This is a genomic window from Vibrio genomosp. F10 str. 9ZD137 (genome assembly GCF_049974785.1).
Lineage (GTDB): Bacteria > Pseudomonadota > Gammaproteobacteria > Enterobacterales > Vibrionaceae > Vibrio.
Genome location: NZ_JBNGCJ010000223.1, coordinates 1 through 1,365, shown reverse-complemented (window position 1 = coordinate 1,365; position 1,365 = coordinate 1). Strand labels below are relative to the sequence as shown.

Here is a 1,365-nt window from a genome sequence, read left to right as displayed (position 1 = left end):
CTAGGTTTTGTTGACGGCGTCGTCGGTCCGGTCCTAGTCCGGTCTTTCACCCTGATTTTAGGTCTATTGCCGTCGTCGTCGACGGGATAGCCACTCTAGATTTCCATCTGATTCCGCTAAACCATTCGCTAACCCAACTTCTCACCCTAACTCATAGCAGATTCGCCCTAGAACCACTCCTAGCGTTGAGATTACCGATTTCAGTATGAATACCAGTCCAGTGATTAGCATTCGTTTCTAGCTCTGAGGTTCACTGCTGCTGCCGACTAACCTAAATCACTTAAGAGATATCAGACCGATTACCACTGAGGGTAATCGGTCATCATTGTTCAACAGTCATCTGGTTCTAATCTTCGGTGCTGAGTCTCCTGACTGATCTCAGCTAGAACTCCATCTAGGTATCTCATTTATATCTATATAAATTACTGAATCTAATGGAACGGAATGTTGGTTATATTTTTGTTGGTTTAGTCAGGAAGTTTTTCTGGGGCTCTTAATTTGATGTTGAGTGGTATGTATTTAGCGCAGAATCGTGCCGTACAGATGAGAGAGGTTACTGATGGTTGATATCAGCCTGAGATAGGTTTACGGGTTCAGTGGTGATTAGGTGGAGTGTTTCACTGGTACTAATGGAATCGTGCTTACAGGAAGTAATCGAAGACCGGATATGGAAAGGGCTAGAAAAGATAAAGGCCCATGAATTTCTTCATGAGCCTTATCGGAATTTGGTGGCCCCTCCCAGATTTGAACTGGGGACCGAACGATTATGAGTCGTGCGCTCTAACCACTGAGCTAAGGGGCCGAATTAGGTGAACGATTATAGGGGAAGGAAACAAGCCTGTCTACCCACTGTAGTGGGCAATTGCGCTCAGTTTTTATCCACTTAAACCAATCAGATACAAAAAAGGTGAGCTTTCACTCACCTTTTCTTATATTGACGACGAATTACTCATCTAGGAAGCTGCGCAGTGTTTCTGAACGGCTAGGGTGACGAAGTTTACGCAAAGCTTTTGCTTCAATCTGACGGATACGCTCACGAGTAACATCGAATTGCTTACCCACTTCTTCAAGCGTGTGGTCCGTGTTCATGTCGATACCAAAACGCATACGCAGAACTTTTGCTTCACGAGGTGTTAAACCTGCAAGCACGTCTTTTGTTGCGCCACGTAGACTGGTTGATGTGGCTGAGTCTAGTGGTAGCTCCAGAGTGGTATCTTCAATGAAGTCACCTAGGTGCGAATCTTCGTCGTCACCGATTGGTGTTTCCATAGAGATTGGCTCTTTAGCAATCTTCAGTACTTTTCGGATCTTGTCTTCAGGCATTTGCATGCGCTCAGCAAGTTCTTCCGGTAACGGCTCACGGCC

At 45.5% G+C, this 1,365-nt stretch carries 1 protein-coding gene and 1 tRNA gene; both read right to left on the bottom strand.

Translation table 11 applies throughout. From position 1 onward, the window contains the following. Window positions 1-726: 726 nt before the first annotated feature. Window positions 727-802 (bottom strand) — tRNA-Ile (locus ACP45E_RS03145). A 143-nt stretch (window positions 803-945) separates the two neighbouring features. Then, the coding region (locus ACP45E_RS03140; RefSeq protein ID WP_141707208.1) for a sigma-70 family RNA polymerase sigma factor at window positions 946-1,365 on the bottom strand (420 nt) is incomplete at its 5' end.